Source organism: Nocardioides ochotonae (assembly GCF_011420305.2).
GTDB lineage: Bacteria > Actinomycetota > Actinomycetes > Propionibacteriales > Nocardioidaceae > Nocardioides > Nocardioides ochotonae.
Genome location: NZ_CP061769.1, coordinates 3,222,341 through 3,246,321, shown reverse-complemented (window position 1 = coordinate 3,246,321; position 23,981 = coordinate 3,222,341). Strand labels below are relative to the sequence as shown.

The 23,981-nt window shown below is 72.7% G+C and carries 21 protein-coding genes; 14 read left to right on the top strand and 7 right to left on the bottom strand.

Going from position 1 to position 23,981, the window contains the following annotated elements; genetic code table 11:
• Positions 1 to 139: 139 nt before the first annotated feature.
• The 3 genes from fdxA (at position 140) to HBO46_RS15695 (ending at position 3,669) form a co-directional block, all read left to right on the top strand.
• A complete protein-coding gene (fdxA, locus tag HBO46_RS15705; protein ID WP_166133363.1) occupies positions 140 to 466 on the top strand; it encodes a ferredoxin in 327 nt (108 codons plus the stop codon).
• 32 nt (positions 467 to 498) lie between these two features.
• Positions 499 to 1,605 (top strand): succinyldiaminopimelate transaminase, encoded by a 1,107-nt coding sequence (gene dapC / locus HBO46_RS15700; RefSeq protein WP_166133362.1) that lies wholly within the window; start codon positions 499 to 501, stop codon positions 1,603 to 1,605.
• A 99-nt stretch (positions 1,606 to 1,704) separates the two neighbouring features.
• The gene (locus HBO46_RS15695; RefSeq protein WP_166133360.1) at positions 1,705 to 3,669 is read left to right on the top strand and encodes a CotH kinase family protein; all 1,965 of its coding nucleotides are present in this window, start codon (positions 1,705 to 1,707) and stop codon (positions 3,667 to 3,669) included.
• A gap of 4 nt (positions 3,670 to 3,673) precedes the next feature.
• On the opposite strand, the gene HBO46_RS15690 is transcribed toward HBO46_RS15695, so the two are convergent.
• From HBO46_RS15690 to dapD, 3 genes are all read right to left on the bottom strand, one after another.
• Positions 3,674 to 4,678, bottom strand: a complete 1,005-nt coding sequence (locus tag HBO46_RS15690; RefSeq protein ID WP_166133358.1) for a hypothetical protein — start codon at positions 4,676 to 4,678, stop codon at positions 3,674 to 3,676.
• Positions 4,679 to 4,923: 245 nt separating this feature from the next.
• Positions 4,924 to 5,904 carry a hypothetical protein gene (locus tag HBO46_RS15685; protein ID WP_166133356.1) on the bottom strand — a complete coding sequence of 327 codons (981 nt, stop codon included), beginning with the start codon at positions 5,902 to 5,904 and terminating at the stop codon, positions 4,924 to 4,926.
• Positions 5,905 to 6,013: 109 nt separating this feature from the next.
• Positions 6,014 to 6,973, bottom strand: coding sequence for a 2,3,4,5-tetrahydropyridine-2,6-dicarboxylate N-succinyltransferase (dapD, locus tag HBO46_RS15680; RefSeq protein WP_166133354.1), 960 nt, complete (start codon positions 6,971 to 6,973; stop codon positions 6,014 to 6,016).
• Between the two features lie 56 nt (positions 6,974 to 7,029).
• Between dapD and HBO46_RS15675 the strand changes: the two genes are divergently transcribed.
• Entirely contained in the window at positions 7,030 to 7,971 is a 942-nt protein-coding gene (locus HBO46_RS15675; RefSeq protein ID WP_166133352.1) for a patatin-like phospholipase family protein, read from the top strand.
• Positions 7,972 to 8,092: 121 nt separating this feature from the next.
• The gene (locus tag HBO46_RS15670) at positions 8,093 to 10,201 is read left to right on the top strand and encodes an oxidoreductase (protein ID WP_166133350.1); all 2,109 of its coding nucleotides are present in this window, start codon (positions 8,093 to 8,095) and stop codon (positions 10,199 to 10,201) included.
• 61 nt (positions 10,202 to 10,262) lie between these two features.
• Here the strand turns inward: HBO46_RS15670 and HBO46_RS15665 are convergent, their stop codons facing one another.
• Positions 10,263 to 10,802: a mycothiol transferase gene (locus HBO46_RS15665; protein WP_207950208.1), complete on the bottom strand. Its 540-nt coding sequence runs from the start codon at positions 10,800 to 10,802 to the stop codon at positions 10,263 to 10,265.
• A 529-nt stretch (positions 10,803 to 11,331) separates the two neighbouring features.
• On the opposite strand from HBO46_RS15665, the gene ileS reads away from it, so the two are divergent.
• A complete protein-coding gene (gene ileS / locus HBO46_RS15660) occupies positions 11,332 to 14,634 on the top strand; it encodes an isoleucine--tRNA ligase (RefSeq protein ID WP_166133348.1) in 3,303 nt (1,100 codons plus the stop codon).
• A 51-nt stretch (positions 14,635 to 14,685) separates the two neighbouring features.
• Here the strand turns inward: ileS and HBO46_RS15655 are convergent, their stop codons facing one another.
• On the bottom strand, positions 14,686 to 15,528 hold the full coding sequence (locus HBO46_RS15655; RefSeq protein ID WP_166133346.1) for an LLM class F420-dependent oxidoreductase: 843 nt from the start codon (positions 15,526 to 15,528) through the stop codon (positions 14,686 to 14,688).
• A 102-nt stretch (positions 15,529 to 15,630) separates the two neighbouring features.
• Between HBO46_RS15655 and dapE the strand changes: the two genes are divergently transcribed.
• The 4 genes from dapE to HBO46_RS15635 are packed head-to-tail and all read left to right on the top strand — an operon-like array spanning position 15,631 to position 18,208.
• Positions 15,631 to 16,725 (top strand): succinyl-diaminopimelate desuccinylase, encoded by a 1,095-nt coding sequence (dapE, locus tag HBO46_RS15650; protein WP_166133344.1) that lies wholly within the window; start codon positions 15,631 to 15,633, stop codon positions 16,723 to 16,725.
• A complete protein-coding gene (locus HBO46_RS15645) occupies positions 16,722 to 17,450 on the top strand; it encodes an LOG family protein (RefSeq protein ID WP_166133342.1) in 729 nt (242 codons plus the stop codon). Before dapE ends, HBO46_RS15645 begins: the two co-directional genes overlap by 4 nt.
• Positions 17,450 to 17,770, top strand: a complete 321-nt coding sequence (locus HBO46_RS15640) for a DivIVA domain-containing protein (protein ID WP_166135964.1) — start codon at positions 17,450 to 17,452, stop codon at positions 17,768 to 17,770. The genes HBO46_RS15645 and HBO46_RS15640 overlap by 1 nt, the downstream gene beginning before the upstream one ends.
• Positions 17,771 to 17,791: 21 nt before the next feature.
• Complete coding sequence (locus tag HBO46_RS15635; RefSeq protein ID WP_207950250.1) at positions 17,792 to 18,208, top strand: hypothetical protein; 417 nt, start codon at positions 17,792 to 17,794, stop codon at positions 18,206 to 18,208.
• Between the two features lie 18 nt (positions 18,209 to 18,226).
• Here HBO46_RS15635 and HBO46_RS15630 read toward each other — a convergent pair whose 3' ends face one another.
• Complete coding sequence (locus tag HBO46_RS15630; protein ID WP_166133336.1) at positions 18,227 to 19,021, bottom strand: enoyl-CoA hydratase/isomerase family protein; 795 nt, start codon at positions 19,019 to 19,021, stop codon at positions 18,227 to 18,229.
• A gap of 176 nt (positions 19,022 to 19,197) precedes the next feature.
• Here HBO46_RS15630 and HBO46_RS15625 point away from each other — a divergent pair, with 176 nt between their 5' ends.
• The 3 genes from HBO46_RS15625 to HBO46_RS15615 are packed head-to-tail and all read left to right on the top strand — an operon-like array spanning position 19,198 to position 21,270.
• Positions 19,198 to 19,365, top strand: coding sequence for a DUF3117 domain-containing protein (locus HBO46_RS15625; RefSeq protein ID WP_081795029.1), 168 nt, complete (start codon positions 19,198 to 19,200; stop codon positions 19,363 to 19,365).
• A 4-nt stretch (positions 19,366 to 19,369) separates the two neighbouring features.
• Positions 19,370 to 20,935: a leucyl aminopeptidase family protein gene (locus HBO46_RS15620; RefSeq protein WP_224769137.1), complete on the top strand. Its 1,566-nt coding sequence runs from the start codon at positions 19,370 to 19,372 to the stop codon at positions 20,933 to 20,935.
• Positions 20,932 to 21,270, top strand: coding sequence for a hypothetical protein (locus HBO46_RS15615; protein WP_166133332.1), 339 nt, complete (start codon positions 20,932 to 20,934; stop codon positions 21,268 to 21,270). The genes HBO46_RS15620 and HBO46_RS15615 overlap by 4 nt, the downstream gene beginning before the upstream one ends.
• On the opposite strand, the gene HBO46_RS15610 is transcribed toward HBO46_RS15615, so the two are convergent.
• Positions 21,256 to 21,717: a MarR family winged helix-turn-helix transcriptional regulator gene (locus HBO46_RS15610; RefSeq protein WP_166133330.1), complete on the bottom strand. Its 462-nt coding sequence runs from the start codon at positions 21,715 to 21,717 to the stop codon at positions 21,256 to 21,258. The two genes, HBO46_RS15615 and HBO46_RS15610, sit on opposite strands and share 15 nt — an antisense overlap.
• Before the next feature lie 61 nt (positions 21,718 to 21,778).
• On the opposite strand from HBO46_RS15610, the gene HBO46_RS15605 reads away from it, so the two are divergent.
• Positions 21,779 to 23,902 carry an MMPL family transporter gene (locus tag HBO46_RS15605; protein WP_166133328.1) on the top strand — a complete coding sequence of 708 codons (2,124 nt, stop codon included), beginning with the start codon at positions 21,779 to 21,781 and terminating at the stop codon, positions 23,900 to 23,902.
• Positions 23,903 to 23,981: the final 79 nt, after the last annotated feature.

Genomic DNA, 23,981 nt, shown 5'->3' with positions numbered 1-23,981 from the left:
CCGCCGATGGGGAGGTCAATCGTCCGACATTTCTGTTCGCATCCTGGGGTTCCAGCGCTCCGTGCACCACGGGATACTAGGCTTTCTCCAATCGCCCACTCGTCCGCGCCCGTCGGGCGCGACCCCTCAGGAGGATCCGGTGACGTACGTCATCTCCCAGCCGTGTGTCGACTTGAAGGACCGCGCGTGCGTCGACGAGTGCCCGGTCGACTGCATCTACGAGGGTAAGCGGATGCTCTACATCCACCCCGACGAGTGCGTCGACTGCGGCGCCTGTGAGCCGGTCTGCCCGGTCGAGGCGATCTTCTACGAGGACGACGTCCCGGAGGACCAGAAGGGCTTCTACGACGCCAACGTGCAGTTCTTCGACGACCTCGGCTCGCCCGGCGGCGCCGCGAAGATGGGCGAGATCGACAAGGACCACCCCCTGGTCGCGGCCCTCCCGCCCCAGAGCCAGGACCACTGATCCTCCCCACGACTCCAGAACGGCGCTCGAGCTTGTCGCGCACCCGCGTCTCCAGCCTGCTGCCCGACTTCCCCTGGGACCACCTGACGGTCCACGCGGAGCGGGCGCGTCAGCATCCCGACGGGATCGTCGACCTCTCCGTCGGCACCCCGGTGGACCCGACCCCGAAGGTCGCGCAGCAGGCGCTGTGCGACGCCGCGGACTCCCCGGGCTACCCGGTCACGATCGGGCGGGCCACGACGCGGCAGGCGGCGATCGACTGGCTCGAGCGCCGGCACGGGGTCATCGGCCTGGGCCTGGACCAGGTCCTGCCGCTGATCGGCTCCAAGGAGCTGATCGCCTCGCTGCCCGGGCACCTCGGTCTCGGGCCCGGCGACCTGATCGTCCACCCCGCGCTGGCCTACCCGACCTACGAGGTCGGCACGGCGCTGTGCGGGGCGACGCCGATGGCGACCGACTCGCTGACCGCGCTCGGCCCGCAGGTGCCGGCGCTGATGTGGATCAACTCGCCGTCCAACCCCAGCGGCCGGGTGCTCGGCGTCGACCACCTGCGCAAGGTGGTCGAGTGGTGCCGCGAGCGCGGCACGATCCTGGTCTCCGACGAGTGCTACATCGAGTGCTCGTGGGAGGGGGAGAAGCCGGTCTCGGTGCTCCACCCGGACGTCTGCGGCGACTCCCACGAGGGCATCCTCGCGGTGCACTCGCTGTCGAAGCGCTCCAACCTGGCCGGCTACCGCTGCGCGTTCGTCGCCGGTGACCGCGACCTGGTGGGCGAGCTGCTCGCGGTGCGCAAGAACCTCGGCCTGCAGATGCCCGAGCCTCAGCAGGTCGTGATGAAGGCGGCGCTCGACGACGACGCGCACGCCCTCGAGCAGCACGCCCGGTACGCCGCGCGCCGCGGCGTACTGCGGGCGGGCCTGGAGGACGCCGGCTTCCGCGTCGACCATTCCGAGGCGTCGCTCTACCTGTGGTCCACCCGCGACGAGGACTGCTGGGACACCGTGTCCTGGTTCGCCGAGCGCGGCATCCTGGTCGCCCCCGGTGCGTTCTACGGCGCCGCCGGGCGCCGGCACGTGCGGGTGGCCTTCACCGCCACCGACGAGCGGGTCGCCGCCGCGGTCGAGCGCCTGCGCGGCTGAGCGGCTGCGGCCCGTCCCGAAGGGTGGGCCGTACGGCGTTCCCCGGACGCCGCCTCGACGCACGGGCGAGGATGGGCCGGCGTCTGCGAAGGGAAGCTCGTGCCGGTCCGTGTCTCGTTCCTTATCCTCCTCGGCCTGCTGGCCCCCGCGGCGCCGGCGGCCACCGCTGTCTCCGCGTGGGATCCCCCGCCGCGGCGGGCGTCTGCCGCGCTGGTCGAGCTGGGCGCCCCGGTCCTGCGAACCGCGCCGGCACCCCACGTGCGGCCGCGCACCCCGATCGTCGGCGAGCGGGTGACGGTGTCGCGGCAGGTGCCCGCCCCGGCCGGCCGGCAGGTGCGCCTGGAGGAGCGCCGCGGAGGCGCCTGGGTCACGGTGGCGCGGACGCGCAGCGACGAGGCCCGGCGCGTGGCCATGGCACGCGCGGTGCGCACTCCGATCCGCCTGCGACTGGTCGCGCCGCCGGTCGCGGGTCGCCCCCGCTGGCAGTCCGCGGCCCGGAAGGTGACCCCTGTGGCGCAGCGCCTCGCCGCCCACGGTCCTGCGCGCGTCGTGGTGCCCCGGGCGACCGGACGCGCCGACGTGGTCGCGAGTGCGACCCTCAGCCCGGCGCGTGCCGGGCGGGTGGTCGCGCTGCAGCACCGGCGCGACGGCCGCTGGGTCGAGGTGGCACGCGTCCGCCAGGGCACCGCGGCCGCGCTGGCCTTCCCCGAGGTGACGCTGCCGGTCGGGACGCACGACCTCCGGGTCGTGGCCACCGGCCCGGGGCGGCCGGCCGAGCGGCGTACCGGGTATGCGCTGGTGGTGGACTCCGCCCCGCCGCGCCTGGACATCGTCACCGAGGACGGTGCGGGCATCACCAGCCATGAGGACTACGTCCGCGCCGACCTGCGCCTCACCCACGCCGGCGCCGCGCCGGACGATCGCGAGGTCCTCGCCGAGTCGGCACGGCTGCGGGTCCGAGGCAACACCACCGCCTGGATCGTCGACAAGCTGCCCTACAAGATCAAGCTCGACCGGGCCCGCAGCGTGCTGGGCATGCCGGCCTCGACGGACTGGGTGCTCCTCGCCAACTTCTACGACCGGTCGCTGATGCGCAACGACCTCGCCTTCGAGGTCGGCCGGCGTCTGGGCGTGCCGTGGTCCGCGCGGACCGTCGACGTGGAGGTCTGGCTCAACGGCGCCTACCGGGGTGTCTACCAGCTCGCCGAGGGCATCGAGGTCCAGCCGGGGCGCGTCGAGATCGAGACCGCCGACCCGGACCGGCCGGCGCCCGACGGCGGCTACCTGCTGGAGGCCGACCAGTACGCCGACACCGACCCGTCCTTCCGCACGAGCCGCGGCATGCAGGTCTTCGTCAAGGAGCCGGGTGACGTGGCCCCCGCGTTCGTGGAGTCGGTGCGCGCCCACCTCCAGGGGGTCGAGGACGCGCTCTACTCCCCGGACTTCACCGACCCCCGCACGGGCTACCGCTCCCTGGTCGACCTCGACAGCTTCGCGGGCTGGTACCTGCTCAACGAGATCGTGAAGAACGTCGACTCGGCGTTCACCGGGAGCGTGTGGCTCCACCGCGACCTCGGCGGCCGGTTGGCCATGGGTCCGCCTTGGGACTTCGACCGGTCCGCCGGCAACAGCCGGGCCTGGGACCTCGACGACCCGACCGGCTGGTACCTGGGCCGCAACTTCACCCAGGAGCCCTGGACGCGGGAGCCCCACCCGGGCACCTCGCCGACCCCGATGACCGGGCCCGAGGGCCACTGGATCAACCGGATGCTCACTGACGAGCGGTTCGTCGGGCTGGTCCGGGAGCGCTGGCGGGAGGCGCGCCCCGAGCTGCTCGCCCTGCCGGAGTACGTCGCCCGCCAGCGCGCCCACCTCGCCGACGCCGCGGCGCGCAACTTCGCCCCGAAGCCCGGCGGTGCGGGCATGCCGCTGGAGCCGCAGTTCTTCGAGGACCCCACCGACATGATCTACCGGGGCACCTGGGAGGGCGAGGCGGATGCCCTGGAGGCGTGGATCCGGGCGCGGGTGGCGTGGCTGGACCTCCAGCTCGGGGCCGCCGGCTAGGGGGTCACTCGAAGACGTCGACGTGCACGTGGTCGCGGTGCTCGAGGATCTTGCGGTCCCCGATGTCGGACTGCGGGGTGTAGCGCTCCCAGCCGTCCTCGGAGTCCTCGGCCTGCCAGATCCGGCCGTCGTAGATAACGGTGCGGACGCCGAGCCGCTCGCTGTGGGCGACGAGGTAGTGCGCCATCGCCCAGCCGCGCAGCTTGCTGACCGGGTTGATGGGCCGGAAGAAGATGTCGACGGCGCGGCCCTCGTAGTGGGCGGAGCCCTTCATGTGGCCGTGGTTCACACCGCCCGGCTCGAAGCCGCCGATCATCTGCGGGCCGAAGGTCCCTTCGATGTCCCCCAGCAGGGCGTAGGCCCGGGGGACCAGGCCGACCGGGGTGAGGCGCTTCGGCGCCTTGCGGTACTTCTTGCCGACCGTGCAGGTGAACGACCCGCGGGCGGATCCCAGCAGCGAGGCCGACAGCGTCCGGGCGTCGGCACGCAGCTTGGCCGGAGCCTTCGGGAGGTCGGCGCGCTTCACCTTGCGGGGGGCGGCGGTGACCCACCTGGCGCCCAGCTTGTCGACGCGGGAGAGCACGTCGTAATAGGCGTTGATGGCGTAGCGGCGGTCGCTCAGCTGCCGCGCGGTGCCCCAGCCCTTGGCGGGGGACTGGCGGAACACGCCGCGGCCGGGTCCGCTGTGCGGGCCGATGTTGCGCATCCCCGACTGGTCGTACGCCGTCGCGAGCGCCGTCGTGGCGGCGCCGGTGGGCAGGCCGCGTCGACGGGCGGTCGCGGCGATCAGGGTGGCGGTCCTGGCCTGCTCGCCGGTGAGGCGGACGCGTCGTCCGTCAGCCTTCGCGACGCACTGCCAGTTGCCGCCGCGGTGCTTGGCCACCTGCGAGCGCGCGGGCTTGCGGGCGGGTTCGTCCGGCGTCGTCGGGGTGCCGGCGGTGGTGAGGGTTGCGGTGAGGAGGACCGACGCAAGGCCTCCGAGGATGGCTGTTCCTGTCCGGTTGCGCATGTCTCCAGAGCGGGGGTCGAGGCGGCGCAGTCGGCCGCCGGTCACCAGACAGGTCCCACCCGCTGGGTGGGAACCCGTCGGTGTGGTGAGGTCGCGCGGAGGGATGTTCGCAGCTCCGCGTCATGGACGTCTCCCACGGTAGGGACCCAGATGCGCGGACCCCATGGATCGCGGCAGAGGTCACACGCCGGGCCGCCAGACCTTATCGATCCCTCAGATCGGCCTCAGGTCGGCCTCAGGTCAGCTCAGTCGGCCACGTCGACGTGCACGTGGTCGCGGTGCTCCAGGATCGCGCGGTCGCCCGCGGAGGACTGCGGCCGGTAGTCCTCCCAGCCGTCCTCGGAGTCGCTGGCCTGCCAGATCCGGTCGTCGAAGATGACCGTCTCGATGCCGAGGCGCTCGGCGTGGGCGACCAGGTAGTGCGCGAGCGCCCATCCCTTCACCTTGTTGGCCTCGCTGATCGGGCGGAAGAAGATGTCGATCGCGCGCCCGTCGTAGTGCGCGGAGCCCCTCATGTGCCCGTCGCGCACGCCGCCGGGGGCGAAGCCGCCGAGCGACTGCGGCCCGAAGACGCCCTCGATGTCCTCGAGCAGGTTCTGCGCGCGCGGCACCAGGCCGGTGCCGGTCAGCTTGTCGGAGGCCTCGGGCACGTCGAGGTCGACGGTGCAGGTGAACGCCTCGGGGGAGTTGCCGGTGAGCGCGGAGGCCAGCACCCGGGCGTCGGCCTCGTGGTCGGCGTAGGCGTTCGGGTACGCGGAGCGCTGCACCGCCTGGGCGGCCTCGGTGACCTCCATCGACTCATAGCCGCGGACCTTGGTCAGCCCGTCGAAGAAGGCGTTGGTGGCGTACACCGGGTCGGTCACCTGGCGCGGGGTGCCCCAGCCCTGGGAGGGGCGCTGCTGGAAGAGCCCGCGCGAGTCGCGGTCGCCGTAGTCGATGTTGACCAGCTTGGACTCCTGGTACGCCGTGGCGAGCGCGATCGAGGCCGCGCGTGCGGGCAGGCCGCGGCGCACCGAGATCGCCGTGATCAGCGCGGCGTTCTCGGCCTGCTCGGGGCTCAGGGTGACCTTGCGCCCGTCGACCGTCGCGGTGCACTGCTCGGTGGGTCGCAGGAAGGGGATCGCGTCCCGCATCTCCTCGCGCACCCCGTCGATGCCCACCGTGAGGCTCACGGCGAGCAGACCGCCGGCTCCGAGCAGCGCTGCCGCTCCCAACTTCTTGCGCATGCCCTCATTCTCCGGATGCGGCGAAACCGCCCGGGATGCGGGGAGCGGGTCCCCCCCCGGGTGTGGGGGAGTGTGGGGGACCCGCTCCGCGAGGCGTCGGCCGACTCGGTCAGTTGGCGTGCAGCGCGGCGTTCAGCTCGACGCGCTCGCTCTTCCACGGCACGGCCTCGATCGCCCCGGTGATCGAGTTGCGGCGGAACAGCACGTTGTTGATGCCGGAGAGGCCGAGGGCCTTGACGACGCGCGGCTTGCCCTCGGTCTCGAAGGCGTCGGAGACCACGACCTTGGTGCCGGCGGTGATGTAGGTGCCGGCCTCCACGACGCAGTCGTCGCCCAGGGAGATGCCGAGGCCGGAGTTGGCGCCCAGCAGGCAGCGCTCGCCGACGGAGATGACCTGCTTGCCGCCGCCGGAGAGGGTGCCCATGATCGAGGCCCCGCCGCCGACGTCGGAGCCGTCGCCGACGAGGACGCCCGCGGAGATCCGGCCCTCGACCATCGAGGCGCCCAACGTGCCGGCGTTGAAGTTCACGAAGCCCTCGTGCATGACCGTGGTGCCCTCGGCCAGGTGGGCGCCGAGGCGGACCCGGTCGGCGTCGGCGATGCGGACGCCGGTGGGCACGACGTAGTCGACCATCCGGGGGAACTTGTCCACGCCGTACACCGCGACCTGCTGGCCGGCGGCGCGCAGCCGGGCGCGGGTCAGCTCGAAGTCCTGGACCGCGCACGGCCCGGCGGAGGTCCACACGACGTTCGTGAGCAGCCCGAAGACGCCCTCCATCGAGATCGTGTGCGGGCGTACGAGGCGCGCCGAGAGCAGGTGCAGGCGTAGCCAGACGTCCTCGGTGGAGCTCGGGGCGGCCTGGAGGTCACCGATCTCGACGGTGCGGACCTCGGTGCGCACGCCGCGCAGCGAGTCCTCCCCGGCGGCCGCGGCGAGCTCGGCCGGCGCCTCGCTGCCGTCGGGCGTCCCGAGGGCCGGGGCCGGGAACCACACGTCCAGGACGTGGCCGTCGGTGTCGAGGGTGGCGAGGCCGTGGCCCCAGGCAGTGGTCGGAAGGGCGTCAGTCACCTGCCGATCTTATCGTCGTGGCATCGCGGCGCCCCGGTGTGTTCTAGCGTCGGGCCATGGTGACTCGCGTGGCTCTGGCCCTCGGCTCCGGCGGCGCTCGCGGCTACGCGCACATCGGTGCGGTCCGAGCACTGCGGGAGCGGGACTGCGAGATCGTCGCCGTCGCCGGCACCTCGATGGGGGCGCTGGTGGGCGGCCTGGCGAGCGCGGGGCACCTGGAGCAGTTCGCCGACTGGGCGACGTCGCTCCAGCGGCGCGACGTCCTGCGCCTGCTGGACCCGAAGCTCGCCTCGCCGGGGGTGCTCGCGGCCGACCGGCTGCTCGACGCCATCCAGGAGATCTTCAGCGACGTCCACATCGAGGACCTGCCGGTCCCCTTCACCGCGGTCGCGACCGACCTCGCCGCCCGGCGCGAGGTGTGGTTCCAGCGCGGCCCGCTGCGCGCCGCCGTCCGCGCGTCGATCGCGATCCCCGGGGTGTTCACGCCGGCGATGATCAACGGCCGGCTGCTGGTCGACGGCGGGCTCACCAACCCGGTGCCGATCGACCCGACGGTGGGGGTCCCCTCCGATCTCACCGTGGCGGTGTCGCTGACCGGCCCGCGCCGCCGGGTCCGCGACCAGGTCGCCCCCACCCGGGAGTCGGCCGCGCCCCAGCGCTTCGAGGAGTGGCGCAGCCGACTTCGCCGTACGGTCGCCGGGATCACCGGCCGCGAGGACCGGGAGGACCACGAGCAGGAACTGGTGCCGCAGCCGGTGCGCACCAGCTGGGGCACCGACGAGCTCCCCGCCGAGCTGACGATGCGCGACGTCACCGCCCAGTCCTTCGAGGCGATGCAGGGGGTGGTCGCGCGCTACCGGATGGCCGCGGTGCCGGCCGACGTGGTCGTGACCGTGCCGGCGGACGCCTGCCGCTCGCTGGACTTCCACCGCGCCGAGGAGCTGATCGTGCTCGGGCACCGGCGAACCCTCGACGCGCTCGATGCGGCAGGGGTCTAGCCCCCCTCGGTGCCCCCTTCCGGGGCGGCCTCGGGCGGCCCGGCGACCCGTCCCGGAGTGTCGGCGTTCTCACGTCGGCAGCGGTTCTGAGGAGGCGGTCGGGAAGTCCTACCGTGGTGACATGAGCGTCCAGTTCCCCTACCTGATGGCCTCGGGGCGCATCGGCCCCATGGCCCTGAGCAACCGCATCGTCCTCCCGGCGATGGACATGAACGTCTCCGAGCACGGCGAGATCGAGCAGGCGGAGATCGACCACTACGTCGCCCGCGCCGCCGGCGGCGCCGGCCTGGTGATCACCGGCGCCTGCGCGATCGCGTTCCCCCACGGGGCGGCCTCCATGAAGGAGCCCGGTCTCTCCGACGACCGCTACATCCCGGGTCTCAAGGCGCTCGCCGACGCGATCCACGCCGCCGGGAGCAAGCTGTGCATCCAGTCCACGCACCACGGCAAGGTGGCGCGTGTCGACGTCGCCAACGACCGCCCGGTGCTGGCCCCGAACCAGCCCGACTACAGCTACGACATGTCCGCCCTGGCCGACAGCACGCCGAGCGAGCTGGCCCGGATGGGTGCCGCGACGGCCGGGAAGCCGATCGTCTACAAGGACATGACGCACGAGGACATCGCCTGGCTGGTCTCCACCTGGGCCGACGCCGCCGAGCGCGTCGCCAAGGCCGACGCCGACGCGATCGAGATCCACGTGGCCCACGGCTACATCCTCGGCGTGTTCCTCAACCAGCGCGACAACCTGCGCACCGACGAGTACGGCGGCCCGCTGGTCAACCGTGCCCGCCTGGCGTGCGAGGTCATCAGCGCTGTCAAGGAGCGCGTCGGCGACCGCCTCGCGGTCCTGGTCCGGGTCTCCGGTGAGGAGTACGGCCAGGAGGGCGGCCTCACGCTGGACGAGGCGGTCGAGGCCGCGCAGCTCTTCGAGGCTGCCGGCGCGGACGCCATCCACGTGACCGGGTGGGGGCGCAACCCCTTCGACAACTTCACCGACGGTCCGCTGCCCGCCAAGGTCGGCGCCTACCTCGACAACGCGGCCGAGATCAAGAAGCACGTCGGGGTCCCGGTCATCGCCGTCGGCCGGATGCTGCCGGAGGTCGCCGAGCGGGCGATCGCCAAGGGCCAGATCGACTACGCCGCGATGGGCCGCCAGCTGCTGGCCGACCCCGAGCTGCCGAACAAGATCCGCGACGGGCGCTTCGACGAGGTCCGGCCCTGCATCAACTGCTACCTGTGCGTGGCGGAGAACTTCTTCGACGACACCCCGTTCTGCGCGGTCAACCCGGCGCTGGGCAACGAGGCGCTCCTGCCGCTGAAGCCCGCCTCGGAGACCAAGCACGTGGTCGTCGTCGGCGCCGGCCCCGGCGGCCTGGAGAGCGCCCGGGTGCTCACCGAGCGGGGTCACCGCGTGACCGTGATCGACAAGTCCGACCGCCTCGGCGGCACCATGTGGTTCTCCACGATGACCACGCCGGACAACGAGCGGCTGCTGAACTGGTTCCGCTCCGAGATCCAGCGCCTCGGCATCGCGGTGCGGCTGAACACCCCGGCCACGGTCGAGACGATCCGCGCGCTGAACCCCGACCACGTCGTGGTGGCCACCGGCGCGGTCCGTCCCAAGCCGGACTTCCCCGGCGGCGACCTGCCGATCGTGCAGACCGGTGACACCCTGCGTGCGCTGATGCTGGGCACCGCCACCGCCGACGAGGCCGGACCGGTGCTGCGCACCCTGGGCAAGCTCGGCCGGCTCTCCGGGCTGACCAAGCGGCCGGGCGTCGTACGCCAGCTGACCAAGGGCTTCCTGCCGATGGGCAAGGACGTCGTCGTGATCGGTGGTTCGCTGGTCGGTCTCGAGCTCGCCGAGTTCCTCGCCGAGCGGGGCCGCCGGGTGACCCTGCTGCACGAGCAGCAGCAGCTCGGCCTGCCGCTGGCGATGCCGCGCCGCTGGACCGCCGTACGCCACGCGAAGCAGCACGGCGTGCAGATCCACCGCAACGTCTCGGTCACCCGCATCACCGAGGCCGGCGTCGAGTGGACCGAGGGGGAGACCAGCCACTCCGCGCCCGCCGACATGGTCATCTACGCCGACGGCACCACCGCCGCGGCGCCGCTGGCCGACGAGCTGCGCGAGGCTGGGTTCAGCGTCGACGTCGTCGGTGACGCCGGCGAGGTCAACTACATCCACGGCGCCATCCACTCCTCGTGGAAGGCGACCGTCGACCTCTGAGTCCGCGACCCGTCACCACTCGCCCCTGTCCGGCCGACGCCGGGCAGGGGCGAGTGTCGTCTTACTGCCCGGTGCGCCCGTCCAGGCACTCGCGCAGCAGGTCCGCGTGCCCGACGTGGCGGGCGTACTCCTCGAGCACGTGCACGATCACGTCGCGGACCTCGGTGCGCTCCTCCTCCGGGGTGCCCGGATCGCCGAGGAGGCGGTCCCAGTCCTCTGCGGCGTACACCGCGTCGGCCTCGGCGCCGGCCTGTCGCCAGGTCGCCCAGGCCTCCTCGACCACGGCCGGGTCCGCGCTGCCGCCGTGCAGGTCGGCCTCCCGGTCCTCGGGGGTCTTGAAGAGCTGGGGCGTGTCCACGCCGCGCAGGACCCGCACCGACCAGTGGTGCTCCATCTGGGCGAGGTGGCGCAGCAGCCCGAGCAGCGAGAGCGTGGACGGCGGCACCGCGCGCCGGGCCATCTGCTCGGCGTCGAGGTCCTGGCACTTCAGCTCGAAGGTCAGGCGGTAGTTGCGCAGGTACTGCAGCACCGTCCCCTTCTCGCCGCGGGCGGGGGAGTAGTCGCGGGGATCCTCGGCGGGGTCGAGCCACATGTCACTCATCTCCGCATCCGAGCAGCGCGACCGGTGCTGGTCAAGCTGTGGAGACGCGGGGCGCGCCGGGGCCGCTTCCGGGTCAGGGTGGCGGGGTGTCAGTCCTCGAGGCCCTGGAGCAGCTCGGCGGCGCCGCGACCACCGGGCAGCTGCTCGCGCTCACCTCGCGAGCCGCGTGCTGGAGGCAGCCGTGGCCGCACGGGCAGAGGTGCGATGCCGGGTGTGCCGCGCCGCGTGAGCCGGCCCGGGCGGGCGACTTCTGCCCGCTCGTCCACGAGCGCCAACCGGTTGGCGCGGCTCCGGCGCCCCGCGTACCCTTGAGACACAGGCGTTCGAGCCGTCATCAGCGGCGAGCCCCCGGAAGAACAGGTCCGCGGCACCACGTTCCACGCGGACCCCAGTAGAACCGGGCGGGCCGGCCCGTCACAGCCGACAATGAGTGGTCTCGTCCCTGGGGGCGGGGCAAACGAGGTGGTACCGCGGCATTCGTCGTCCTCGTGGCCCGAGCCCGAGCACGACGACCCAGGAGAAGCCCCCGATGACCTACCCCAAGGTCTCCACCGCCGGCCACGACGCCGTCCCCTCCAGCCCTCGCTTCCCCGAGATCGAGAAGAAGGTCCTGGCCTACTGGGACGAGGACGGCACGTTCACGGCCAGCGTCGAGGCGCGCGACCCGGGGGCCGACGGCGCCAACGAGTTCGTCTTCTACGACGGCCCGCCGTTCGCCAACGGGCTGCCGCACTACGGCCACCTGCTCACCGGCTACGTCAAGGACATCGTCCCGCGCTACCAGACGATGCGCGGCAAGCGCGTCGAGCGCCGCTTCGGCTGGGACACCCACGGCCTGCCCGCCGAGCTCGAGGCGATGCGCCTCAACGGCATCAAGACCACCGACGAGATCGTCGAGATGGGCATCGACAAGTTCAACGACGCCTGCCGCGCCTCGGTGCTGAAGTACGCCGGCGAGTGGCGCGACTACGTGACCCGCCAGGCCCGCTGGGTCGACTTCGACAACGACTACAAGACGTTCAACCCCTCCTACATGGAGAGCGTCATCTGGGCGTTCAAGACCCTGCACGACAAGGGCCTGGTCTACGAGGGCTTCCGGGTGCTGCCCTACTGCTGGAACGACGAGACGCCGCTGTCCAACCACGAGCTGCGCATGGACGACGACGTCTACAAGGACCGCCAGGACCCGGCCGTCACCGTCGGCTACCCGCTCGAGGCGACGGGTGAGGACCCGGTGCTCGACGGCGCGCACATCCTGATCTGGACCACGACCCCGTGGACGCTGCCCTCCAACCTCGCGGTGATGGTCGGCTCCGACATCGACTACGTCGTGGTCGAGGCGCCGGTCCCGGGCACCGAGAAGACCGCGCGCTACCTGCTCGCCGAGGCCCGCCTCCCGGCGTACCGGCGCGAGCTCGCCGACGCCGAGGGCGAGTTCACGGTGCTCGGCCGCTACCGCGGCTCCGACCTGCTCGGGCGCCGCTACACCCCGCCGTTCGGCTACTACCTGGGCCACGAGAACGCCTTCCGCGTGGTCGCCGCCGACGACGCCGTCACCACCACCGACGGCACCGGCGTGGTGCACACCGCCGGGGCGTTCGGTGAGGTCGACAAGGAGGTCACCGACCGCGAGGGCATCGAGGCGGTGATGCCGGTCGGCAAGGACGGCCGGTTCACCCACCCGGTCGAGGAGTACGCCGGGGTGCTGGTCTTCGACGCGAACCTGCAGATCATCGACCACCTCAAGGCCGCCACCCGCGGCGAGGGCGAGCGCGGCTCGGTCACCGAGGGCACCATCCTGCTGCGCCGCGAGACCTACGACCACTCCTACCCGCACTGCTGGCGCTGCCGCGAGCCGCTGATCTACAAGGGCGTCTCCTCGTGGTTCGTCGAGGTCACCGCGTTCAAGGACCGGATGGTCGAGCTCAACCAGCAGATCCGCTGGGTGCCCGAGCACATCAAGGACGGCCAGTTCGGCAAGTGGCTGGAGAACGCCCGCGACTGGTCGATCACCCGGAACCGGTTCTGGGGCAGCCCGGTGCCGGTGTGGAAGAGCGACGACCCGGCGTACCCCCGCCTCGACGTGTACGGCTCCTTCGAGGAGATCGAGCGCGACTTCGGCCGGATCCCGCGCGGGGCGGACGGCGAGCCCAACCTGCACCGTCCGTTCGTGGACGACCTGGTGCGCCCGAACCCCGACGACCCGACCGGGCGCTCGATGATGCGCCGCGTGCCGGACGTGCTCGACGTGTGGTTCGACTCCGGGTCGATGTCGTTCGCCCAGAACCACTACCCCTTCGAGAACCGCGACTGGTTCGACGGCACCGCCGAGAAGCAGGGCCACTTCCCGGGCGACTTCATCGTGGAGTACATCGGCCAGACCCGCGGCTGGTTCTACACGCTGCACGTGCTGGCCACGGCGCTGTTCGACAAGCCGGCGTTCCGCTCCTGCATCAGCCACGGCATCGTGCTGGGCAGCGACGGCAACAAGATGAGCAAGTCGCTGCGCAACTACCCCGACGTCAGCGAGGTCTTCGACCGCGACGGCGCCGACGCGATGCGCTGGTTCCTGATGGCCAGCCCGATCCTGCGCGGCGGCAACCTGGTCGTCACCGAGCAGGGCATCCGCGACTCGGTGCGCCAGGTGATGATCCCGCTGTGGAACAGCTGGTACTTCTTCCAGCTCTACGCCAACGCGGCGAACGACGGCGCGGGCCACGAGGCGACCCGCTCGACCACCTCGAGCGACCCGCTGGACCGCTACCTGCTGGCCAAGACCCGCCAGTACGTCGCGACGATGACCGAGCAGCTCGACGCCTACGCGATCGCGGACGCCTGCGAGACCACGCGCGGGTTCATCGACGTGCTCACCAACTGGTACATCCGCCGCTCGCGCGACCGGTTCTGGGAGGCCTCGCCGGAGGCGTTCGACACCCTCGCCACGGTGCTGGAGGTCGTGACCCGCACGGTCGCCCCGCTGCTGCCGATGACCGCGGAGGAGATCTGGCGCGGGCTCACCGGCGGCCGCTCGGTGCACCTGACCGACTGGCCGACGCCCGAGGAGCTGCCGGCCGACGACGCCCTCGTCGCCGCGATGGACCAGGTCCGCGAGGTCTGCTCGGCCGCCTCGGCGCTGCGCAAGGCCTCGGGGCTGCGCAACCGGCTGCCGCTGGCCTCGCTGACCGTGGTCGTCGAGGACGCCGCGGCACTGGCCGGGTTCACCTCGATCGTCGCCGACGAGCTCAACGTCAAGCAGGTCCGCCTGCTCGATGCCGCCTCCGACGAGGCCTCGGCGTACGGCGTGGAGCAGAAGCTCACCGTCCACGCCCGCGCCGCCGGGCCGCGGCTGGGCAAGGACGTCCAGCGCGCGATCAAGGGCTCCAAGAGCGGTGACTGGTCGGTGGCCGAGGACGGCACCGTGACCGCGGGCGGCCTGGTGCTCCAGGAGGGCGAGTACACCCTGGAGACCGTCGCCGGCACCACCGGCGACGACACCGCGCTGGGCATGCTCGCCGGCGGTGGCTTCGTGGTGCTCGACACCGCGGTCACCCCGGAGCTGGCCGCCGAGGGCCTGGCCCGCGACCTGGTCCGCGCGGTCCAGCAGGCCCGCCGCGAGGCCGGCCTCGAGGTCTCCGACCGCATCGCGCTCACCATCGCCGGCTCCGGCGCCGTCCAGGACGCCGCGCGCACCCACGAGAAGCTCGTGGCCGGGGAGACCCTCGCGACGTCGTACGACGTGAGCGACGCGGTCGACGGCGCCGGCACCGACGCGGTCACCACCGTGACCGTCGGCGACGGCGAGCAGGCGAGGCTGGTGATCCGCAAGGCCTGACCCACCCTGATCGCCGAGTCGGCGCCCCTGGCGCGCCGACTCGGCGAGGGGTCAGAGGCCGAGGCGTCCGACGAGCTTGTCCAGGTGGGCGAGTACGCCGTCGGGCGCGGCGTCCGGGACGCCCCAGATCAGCTCGGTGACGCCGGCCTCCGCCCAGGCGGCGAGGTCGGCGGGGTCGGGGCGGAACGCGATCAGCACCCGGATGTCGGGCTGTCCGCTGCGCCCGGCCTCGGCCCAGGCCTTCTTCAGCGCCTCGATGTGCGCGCTGATGTCGGTCTGCTGCGGGGTGGTCATCCACCCGTCCGCGTGCGCGGCGATCCAGCGGAAGGTCTTCGGGCCGCCGCCGGCACCGATCACCAGCGGCACCCGGCCGATCGGCTTGGGGTAGGCCCACGAGGGGCCGAACGAGACGTGCTCGCCGGCGTAGGAGGCCTCCTCCTGGGTCCACAGGGCGCGCATCGCCTCGACGTACTCCTTGAGCACCGTGCGCCGCCGCCCGGGCGGGACGTGGTGGTCCTCGAGCTCGTCGGTGTTCCAGCCGAACCCCGCGCCCAGCGTGACCCGGCCACCGGAGAGGTGGTCGAGGGTGGCGATCTGCTTGGCGAGCGTGATCGGGTCGGACTCGACCGGCAGCGCGACCGCGGTCGCCAGCCCGATCCGCTCGGTCACCGCGGCGACCGTCGCCAGCGAGACCCACGGGTCGAGGGTGCGCGTGTAGCGGTCGTCGGGCAGCGTCTCGTCGCCGGTCCCGGGGTGCGCCGCCGTGCGCCGCACGGGGATGTGGGTGTGCTCGGGCACGTAGAGCGTGGCGAACCCGCGCTCCTCGGCGGCCCGGCCCAGGGCGGCGGGCGTGATGCCGCGGTCGGAGGTGAACAGGACGATTCCGTGGCGCATGGCCGCCACACTAGAACGCGTTCTAGCAATCCGGTAGCCGTTCGGGGCGCCCGGTTGCCGGTGGCGGGCGCGACGGTGAGCGGCGGCTGGTTGACTTCAGTCATGACCTCCACCGACCAGGACACCGGACGCCCGACGCTGGATCTGAGCATCGGCGCGGTCGCCCTCACCGCTGCGCTCGTCGACATCGAGTCCGTCAGCCTGGGGGAGCGTGCGATCGCCGACGCCGTCGAGGCCGCGCTGCAGCCCCTGGCCCACCTCCACGTCGTACGACGCGGGAACACGATCGTCGCCCGCACCGAGCTGGGCCGCCCCGAGCGCGTTGTCATCGCCGGGCACCTCGACACCGTCCCGGTCAACGACAACCTGCCCAGCCGCCTCGTCGACGGGGTGCTGCACGGCCTGGGCACCTGCGACATGAAGGGCGGCGACGCGGTCATCCTCACGCTCGCGCACGCCCTCGCCGAGCCGGTGCGCGACGTGACCTACGTGCTCTACGAGGGTGAGGAGATCGCCTCGGAGCACAACGGCCTGGCCCACCTGGCGGCCAGCGACCCCGAGCTGCTGCACGCGGACTTCGCGATCCTGATGGAGCCCTCGAACGCCGCGGTCGAGGCCGGCTGCCAGGGGACCCTGCGCGTCGAGGTCGCCACCACCGGCGAGCGCGCCCACTCCGCGCGCAGCTGGCGCGGCGTCAACGCGATCCACGCCGCGGGGGAGGTGCTCGCCCGGCTCCAGGCCTACGAGCCCCGCCGCCCGGTCATCGACGGGCTGGAGTACCACGAGGGCCTCAACGCCGTCGGCATCCGCGGCGGCGTCGCCGGCAACGTGATCCCCGACGAGTGCGTGGTGACGGTGAACTTCCGCTACGCCCCCGACCGCAGCGAGGAGGAGGCGCTCGCGTTCGTCCGCGAGTTCTTCGACGGCTTCGCGCTCACGGTCACCGACAGCGCCCCCGGCGCCCTGCCTGGCCTGGACCGCCCGGCGGCGCAGGCCTTCATCGCGGCCGTCGGCGGCGAGGTGGCCCCGAAGTTCGGCTGGACCGACGTGGCCCGGTTCACCGCGCTGGGGGTCCCGGCGGTCAACTACGGGCCCGGCGACCCGCTGTTCGCCCACAAGCAGGACGAGCACGTGCCGGTGGCCGACATCGAGCGCTGCGAGGCGCGGCTGCGCGCCTGGCTGGGAGGCGAGGCATGACCAAGCACAAGGGACCGGTGATCCAGCGGCGCACGCAGATCGACGGCACGACCACCGACCAGCGGCTGCTCGACACCCGCGGCCCGGCCGAGTGGGTGCACGCCGACCCGTGGCGGGTGCTGCGGATCCAGGCCGAGTTCGTGGAGGGCTTCGGCGCGCTCGCCGAGCTCGGCCCGGCGGTGGCGGTCTTCGGCTCCGCGCGCACCTCGCGCGAGGACCCGGCGTACGCCCTGGGCGAGCGGCTCGGCCGCGCGCTCGCCGAGTCCGACTTCGCGGTGGTGACCGGCGGTGGCCCCGGCGCGATGGAGGCGGCCAACAAGGGCTGCTGCGAGGCAGGTGGCCTCAGCGTCGGCCTGGGGATCGAGCTGCCCTTCGAGTCCGGCCTCAACGAGTGGGTCGACTCCGGGGTCAACTTCCGCTACTTCTTCGTGCGCAAGACGATGTTCGTGAAGTACACCCAGGGCTTCGTGGTGCTGCCGGGCGGCGTGGGCACCCTTGATGAGCTGTTCGAGGCGATGACCCTGGTCCAGACCCGCAAGGTCACCAGCTTCCCGATCATCCTGCTCGGCACCGACTACTGGACCGGGCTGGTCGCCTGGCTGCGCGACACCGTGCTCGCCGAGGGCAAGATCCAGCAGTCCGACCTCGACATGCTCCTGATCACCGACGACGTCGAGGAGGCCGTGGCCGTGCTGCGGGCCGCACGCGAGGAGCACGCGCCGTGATGTGGTTCTTCGCGATCCTGCTGGTCCTCGTGATGGGCGCCGTGGCGGTGGTCGCCTCGGGACGGGGGACCCCCATGTCCGTGGAGTACGACGACCGCCCCGACGTGCTCGTGCCCGCCGACGAGCCGGTGCGTGCGGAGGACCTGCGCCGGGTGCGGTTCTCGCTGGCCTTCCGGGGCTACCGGATGTCGGAGGTGGACGCCCTCCTGGACCGGCTGGCCGGCCAGCTCGAGAAGCCCGTCGCGCCCCCGGCACCGGCCGACACCCCTCGGGGGATGTCCATCGAGGCGCCGCGCGATGGCGACGCCGAGACTGCGTAGGGCACACTGCCCCCCGTGTCCATGACTGTCCTCGTCTACGTCCTGACCGTGCTCGCGGCGGTCGTGGTGGTCCTGACCCGGGTGCGCCTGGGCGGTTCCCGGGCGGCCGGCTCGCTCCAGGTGGGACGTCGCCTGCTCGACGTGCACACGGTCGCGGGGGTCCTTGCCCTGCTGGTCTGGACGGTCTTCCTCATCGCCGGCGACGACACCGCGCTCGGTGGCTCCAACGCCGGCATCGTGGCGATCGGCCTGTGGTGGATCGTCGCGCTCGCCGGCCTGGCGATCCTGCTCCGCTGGATGCCGGTCCGCGGCAAGCACGCCGCCGCGGGCGCCGGTGACACCTGGTCGCAGGGCCCGTGGCTGTCGCTGCTGGCCCACCTCGGGATGGGCGTCGGGGTCGGCGTGTTCACCTGGGCCTACCTCACCCAGGTGGTCTGAGCCGGGCCGAGCGGCCGCTCAGCGCCCCTGGTAGACCGGCTGCTCCTTCGCCACGAACGCGGCCACCGCGGTGCGGTGGTCGGCCGTGGCGCCGGTGAGGCTCATCATCTGGCCCTCGAAGGCGAGCGAGTCGGCGAGACCGTGGCCGGCGGAGTGGTCGACGGCGCGCCGGATCGCCGCGTAGGCCAGGGTCGGCCCCTCGGCGAGGCGCTGGGCCAGCAGCCCGACCTCCGGGCCCAGGTCCGCAGCCGCGACCACCTTGCTGGCCAGCCCCACCTCGAGGGCCTCGGCCGCGCCGACGGTGCGGGGGAAGTACAGCAGGTCCAGCGCCCGAGCCTTGCCGACCAGCTGCGGCAGGAAGTAGCTGGCGCCGGTGTCGCAGGAGAGCGCCACGTTGGCGAACGCCGTGTTGAAGCCCGCGGTGTCGGCGACCACCCGCAGGTCGCAGGCCATCGCGATGCTCGCGCCCGCGCCCGCCGCGACCCCGTTGACCGCGGCGATCACCGGCTTGGGCATCGTCGCGATCGCGGTGACGATCGGGTTGTAGTGCTCCTCGACGGTGCGGAACAGCTGCTCGCTGCTGTCGCTCTGGAGGATCTCGATGTGTTCCTTGAGGTCCTGACCGGTGCAGAACGCGCGGCCGGTGCCGGTCAGCACCACGCAGCGCGCGGCCGGGTCGTCGGCCACCTGCTGGAGCGTGTCGCGCAACAGCACCTTGGTCGCCACGTCGAGGCTGTTCATCGCCCCGGGGCGGTTCAGGGTCACCGTCGCGACGCCGTCGGTGAGGTCGAGGAGGACTGTCGAGTCGGTCATCCCGGCAGTCTGCCCCACCACGTGGTCCGAACCCGAGCGTGTACCCGCTGGAAACTCGCCGCATTCAGTGCGCGGGGTGTGGCCCCAGTCACTCTGGGGATAGGGGATAATGGTCCAGCACGCGCGCCGTGGTCGCTCGATCCGGTGCAGGGACAACCGCAAGGAAGAGGTGCCGGATGGCGGCGATGAAGCCGCGGACGGGCGACGGTCCGCTGGAGGTCACCAAGGAGGGTCGGGGCATCGTGATGCGCGTTCCCCTCGAGGGTGGTGGCCGTCTCGTTGTCGAGCTCAACGCCGAGGAAGCCGGTGCGCTCGGCAATGCTCTCAAGGATGTCGTGGGCTAGGTCGTTGACCACACCCCTGCGTTCGTCCTCTGCTCGGACCCACGTCCTCCCCGCGCAGCCCTCACCTCCGCAGTTCGCGATCAGCGAGCAGCGGCCGAGTGCGGTGCGCGGGGTGGACGTGGTGGCCGTGCCGGTGCTCCCGGCCGAGGGGGGCGGCAGCGTCCTGCTCGGTCCGGGGGCCGACGAGCTCGCCACCCTGCTCGGGATCGACCTCCTCGCCCTGCTCGAGGGTGAGCGGGCCACCGGTGCCGCCGGGGAGGTCACCGCGCTGCCGGTGGCGCCCGGCGGTCCAGACAATCCCGAGCTGCGCCTGGTGCTGCTCGTCGGGGTGGGCGCGGCCCGCCCCGCCGACCTGCGCCGGGCCGGCGCGGAGCTCGCCCGGGCCGTACGCCGCCGCGACGCGGTCGCCACCTCCGTCCCGGCGGTCGCCGGCCCGGAGGCGCTCGAGGCCTTCGTCGTGGGTGCCATGCTCGGCTCCTTCGTCTTCCACTGGCGCTCCACGCCGCCCGAGGACCTGCCCGTGACCCGGGTGGTCCTCGCCGGCGTCCCGGGCGCCGAGGACCACGTCGTACGACGCGCGATCGCGATCGGCGGCGCCGGCTGGCGCGCCCGCGTGCTCGCGACGGTCCCCTCCAACCTCAAGAACCCCGCCTGGCTCGCCGAGCAGGCCGTCGAGCTGGCCGCCGAGGCCGGCCTCGAGGTCACCGTCTGGGACGAGCAGCGACTCGCCACGGAGGGCTTCGGCGGCGTGATCGGCGTCGGTCAGGGCTCGGCGACGCCGCCGCGCCTGATCCGCCTCGACTACACCCCCCGCAAGCACGGGCGGCGCACGCCCACCGTGGTGCTCGTCGGCAAGGGGATCACCTTCGACACCGGTGGCCTCTCGATCAAGCCCGCCCAGGCCATGACCACCATGAAGCGCGACATGACCGGTGGCGCCGTGGTGCTCTCCACCATGGCCGCGCTGCGCGACCTCGACTGCCCGGTCCGCGTCATCGGGCTGGTCCCGGCCGCCGAGAACGCCGTCTCCGGCAGCTCGATGCGGCCCGGTGACGTGGTGCGCCACTACGGCGGGCGCACCAGCGAGGTCACCAACACCGACGCCGAGGGCCGCCTGGTCCTCGCCGACGCGCTTGCCTATGCCGTGGCCGAGCTGGACCCGACCGTGGTCGTCGACGTCGCCACGCTGACCGGCGCGATGAAGGTCGCGCTGGGCCAGCACCTCGGCGGCTTCTTCGCCAACGACGATGCGCTCGCTGCGGCGATCGAGGCTGCGGGCGCGGCCTCGGGCGAGGAGCTGTGGCGCTTCCCGCTGGCCTCGGTCTATGAGGACAAGCTCTCCTCCAAGGTCGCCGACGCCGACAACGCCGCCGGCGGCCCCGGGGCGATCACCGCGGCGCTGTTCCTCCAGCACTTCGTCGGCGACGTGCCGTGGGCCCACCTCGACGTGGCCTCGGTGGGCGACGCCCCCGAGGAGCGGCACGAGTGGACCACCGGTCCCACCGGCTTCGGTGCCCGGGCGCTGCTGCAGTGGCTGGGTGGCGAATCACCGCTGGCGGGCATCGGGTGAAGGGCCTGACCGTGCGCTGGCCGCTGGGGGATGCCCCGGCCGGCGTCGGTCAGGAGCTCGCTCGGCACGTGGCGAGCGCCGAGCACGCGACCTACACCGGTCGCTCCGGGCTGCGGTTCAAGCTCTGGCGCACGGCGCCGGGGGAGTGGTTCGAGGCGGTCTACGTCTTCGCCTCCGACCAGGCGTGCGCGGACTTCGAGGCCGAGCTGGCCGAGACCGTCGAGGGCTCGGAGATCTCCCGGATCATCGGCAGCCCCCCGGAGCTCGTGCAGCCCTGCGAGATCGTCGGGATCGCGGAGGGCTGGGACGGCTTCGAGGCCTCAGCGCGCCTCTGACTCCGGCTGCTCGTCCAGCAGTGCGCGCATCGCGCCCTGGGCGCCGCGCAGGTAGCGCTCGACCACGTCCAGCTCCTCCTGGCTGAATCCCGCGTCGAGGTCGCGCATCGCCTCGAGCATCGGCTCGAGCTGGGCGCGCACCTCCACCCGGCCGGTCTGGGTCATGTGCACCTCGGTGCGGCGCCGGTCGGCCTCGTGCGCACGGCGCAGCGCGTGTCCGCGCCGCTCGAGGCGGTCCACGATGCCGGTGGCCGCCGGGGTGCTCACGTCGAGCAGTCGGGCGAGCTCGGCGGGGCCACGGACCCCGGTGGAGAGGTGGTCGAGCGCGAGCAGCTCGGTCTCGCTCAGCCCGGCTCGACGGGCGAGCTGGTGGCGGACGCGCACGGTGAGCGTCATCAGCTCGCGCAGTGCGGGCATCGGCCCGGTCAGGCGCGGGTTCTCCGACATTTGCTCACCTCCTTAGTATCTAAGTTAGCGAACAATCGAGAAGGATGCAGGGAGAGCGCTCATGGAAGACACCGCGGCCCGGACGGGGCACGACGCGGGGGGACGGCTGACCCGGCTCATCACCGGACGCCGGACTGCTTGGCTGGTGGCGCTGCTCCCGCTGGTGCTGGGCGTGCTGATGCTCGGCCTCGTGGGCGAGGGCGACCGCACCCGCACCGACATCGACGCGCTGCCCGCCGGGCAGGACAGCACCTATGCCACCGAGCTGCAGGAGAAGCTGCCCGACAAGGGCGCGAGCACCGCGGTGGTGGTCTTCAGTGCCAGCGGCGGCGGGAAGCTGGAGCAGCGGGCGCTCGGTGAGCTGCGCACCCTGGCCTCCGACGTCAAGGCCGCGCCGGTCGGTCCCGACGGGCCGCTCCAGGTCTCCGAGGACGGGACTGCGGCGATCGCGGTGGTGCCGGTCGAGGCGACGACGTCGGATGAGAACTCCGACGTCGTGGCCGACCTGCGCGACCAGCTCGCCGAGGGCGTCCCGGACGGCGTCGAGGAGGAGGTCACCGGCCCGGCCGCCGTGCGGGCCGACCTCGCCGAGGTCTTCGCCGGTGCCGACGTGCGCCTGCTGCTCTCCACCATCGGCATCGTCGCGATCCTGCTCGTGATCACCTACCGCAGCCCGGTGCTCTGGCTGGTCCCGATCATCGTGGTCGGCGTGGCCGACAGGGTCGCTGCGATCGTGGCCACCCAGGTGCTCGCGCGCCTCGACGTGGCCTGGGACGAGTCGACGGTGGGGATCTTGTCGGTGCTGGTCTTCGGCGCCGGCACCAACTACGCCCTGCTGCTGATCTCGCGCTACCGCGACGAGCTGCGACGACGCGAGTCGCGGCACGAGGCGATGCGCGTCGCGCTGGGCCGTACGGCGCCGGCCGTGCTCGCCAGCGCCACGACGGTGGTGCTGGGCGTGCTCACGCTGCTGCTCTCGCTGACCCCGACCACCCGCGGCCTGGGCCTGGCCACCGCGATCGGCATCGTCGTCGCGGTCTTCGCCGCGCTGGTCGTGCTGCCCGCCGCGCTGGTGCTGTTCGGGCGGTGGATCTTCTGGCCGAAGGTGCCGCACGTCGGCGAGGCGTCGCTGGTCGACAGCACCACCTCGGTCTTTGCCCGGATCGGGCACCAGGTCTCGCGCCGATCGGCGGCGTTCGTCGTCGCCTCGCTGGTGTTCCTGGCGGTCCTGGCCACCGGCGTGTTCGGGCTGCGCTCGGGTCTGGACACCGAGGACCAGTTCCTCGACGAGCCCGAGGCGATCACCGCTCTGCAGCGGGTCGGCGAGTCCTTCCCCGCGGGCCTGGTCGACCCGGCCCGCGTGGTGACCGGTGCCGACGACCCGCGTGAGGTGCTGCGCACGATCGCTGACACCGAGGGCGTGAGCGGTGCGCGGATCACCGAGGAGGGCAACGGCGTCGCCCAGATCGAGGCGGTGCTGGCCGGGGACACCGGATCGCAGGAGGTGCGGGATGGCGTCGAGCGGCTGCGCGACCGGCTCGCGGACTACGACGACACCCACGTCACCGGCACCGAGGCCCAGGCGATCGACGAGAACACCGGCGCCGTGCGGGACCGGATGGTGATCCTGCCGCTGATCCTGGTGCTCGTGCTCGGCGCCCTGCTGGCGCTGCTGCGCGCGCCCGTGGCCGCGGTGCTGCTGGTGCTCACGGTCCTGGCGACGTACGTCGCGGCGCTCGGTGCGTCGTGGTGGCTGTTCACCGGCCCGCTGGGCTTCGACGCCCTGGACAACAGCACCCCGCTGCTGTCGTTCCTGTTCCTGGTGGCGCTCGGGGTGGACTACAACATCTTCCTCGTCACCCGGGCGCGGGAGGAGGCGCGCACGCACGGCCCACGACGCGGCATGCTCCGCGCCCTGACCGCGACCGGTGGCGTCATCACCAGCGCCGGCATCGTGCTGGCGGCCGTCTTCGCCGTGCTCGGCGTGCTGCCGCTGGTGGTGCTGGCCCAGATCGGCACCGTGATCTGCATCGGCGTCCTGCTGGACACCCTGCTGGTGCGCACGGTCCTGGTGCCCGCGCTCGCGCTCCTGCTCGGCGACGCCTTCTGGTGGCCCAAGCGGTTCGGGGTGCAGGGGCGGACCACCGGCGGCGCCGACACCCCCGAGCCGGCCAACGCCGGCTGAGTCCTCCCAGAGACGAAGAGACGCAGAGACGCAGTCGGGCTCGGACCAGCTGGTCCGAGCCCGACGTCGTGTGGTGCGC

What these genes read in the sequence shown, in the direction of transcription:
- HBO46_RS15630 (WP_166133336.1), bottom strand. Translation starts at nt 19,021, where the DNA reads ATGACCGACTCGACAGTCCTCCTCGACCTCACCGACGGCGTCGCGACG.
- HBO46_RS15685 (WP_166133356.1), bottom strand. Translation starts at nt 5,904, where the DNA reads ATGCGCAAGAAGTTGGGAGCGGCAGCGCTGCTCGGAGCCGGCGGTCTG.
- HBO46_RS15625 (WP_081795029.1), top strand. Translation starts at nt 19,198, where the DNA reads ATGGCGGCGATGAAGCCGCGGACGGGCGACGGTCCGCTGGAGGTCACC.
- HBO46_RS15670 (WP_166133350.1), top strand. Translation starts at nt 8,093, where the DNA reads ATGAGCGTCCAGTTCCCCTACCTGATGGCCTCGGGGCGCATCGGCCCC.
- HBO46_RS15640 (WP_166135964.1), top strand. Translation starts at nt 17,450, where the DNA reads ATGTGGTTCTTCGCGATCCTGCTGGTCCTCGTGATGGGCGCCGTGGCG.
- ileS (WP_166133348.1), top strand. Translation starts at nt 11,332, where the DNA reads ATGACCTACCCCAAGGTCTCCACCGCCGGCCACGACGCCGTCCCCTCC.
- dapE (WP_166133344.1), top strand. Translation starts at nt 15,631, where the DNA reads ATGACCTCCACCGACCAGGACACCGGACGCCCGACGCTGGATCTGAGC.
- HBO46_RS15610 (WP_166133330.1), bottom strand. Translation starts at nt 21,717, where the DNA reads ATGTCGGAGAACCCGCGCCTGACCGGGCCGATGCCCGCACTGCGCGAG.
- HBO46_RS15665 (WP_207950208.1), bottom strand. Translation starts at nt 10,802, where the DNA reads ATGAGTGACATGTGGCTCGACCCCGCCGAGGATCCCCGCGACTACTCC.
- HBO46_RS15675 (WP_166133352.1), top strand. Translation starts at nt 7,030, where the DNA reads ATGGTGACTCGCGTGGCTCTGGCCCTCGGCTCCGGCGGCGCTCGCGGC.
- HBO46_RS15605 (WP_166133328.1), top strand. Translation starts at nt 21,779, where the DNA reads ATGGAAGACACCGCGGCCCGGACGGGGCACGACGCGGGGGGACGGCTG.
- HBO46_RS15635 (WP_207950250.1), top strand. Translation starts at nt 17,792, where the DNA reads ATGACTGTCCTCGTCTACGTCCTGACCGTGCTCGCGGCGGTCGTGGTG.
- HBO46_RS15655 (WP_166133346.1), bottom strand. Translation starts at nt 15,528, where the DNA reads ATGCGCCACGGAATCGTCCTGTTCACCTCCGACCGCGGCATCACGCCC.
- HBO46_RS15645 (WP_166133342.1), top strand. Translation starts at nt 16,722, where the DNA reads ATGACCAAGCACAAGGGACCGGTGATCCAGCGGCGCACGCAGATCGAC.
- HBO46_RS15690 (WP_166133358.1), bottom strand. Translation starts at nt 4,678, where the DNA reads ATGCGCAACCGGACAGGAACAGCCATCCTCGGAGGCCTTGCGTCGGTC.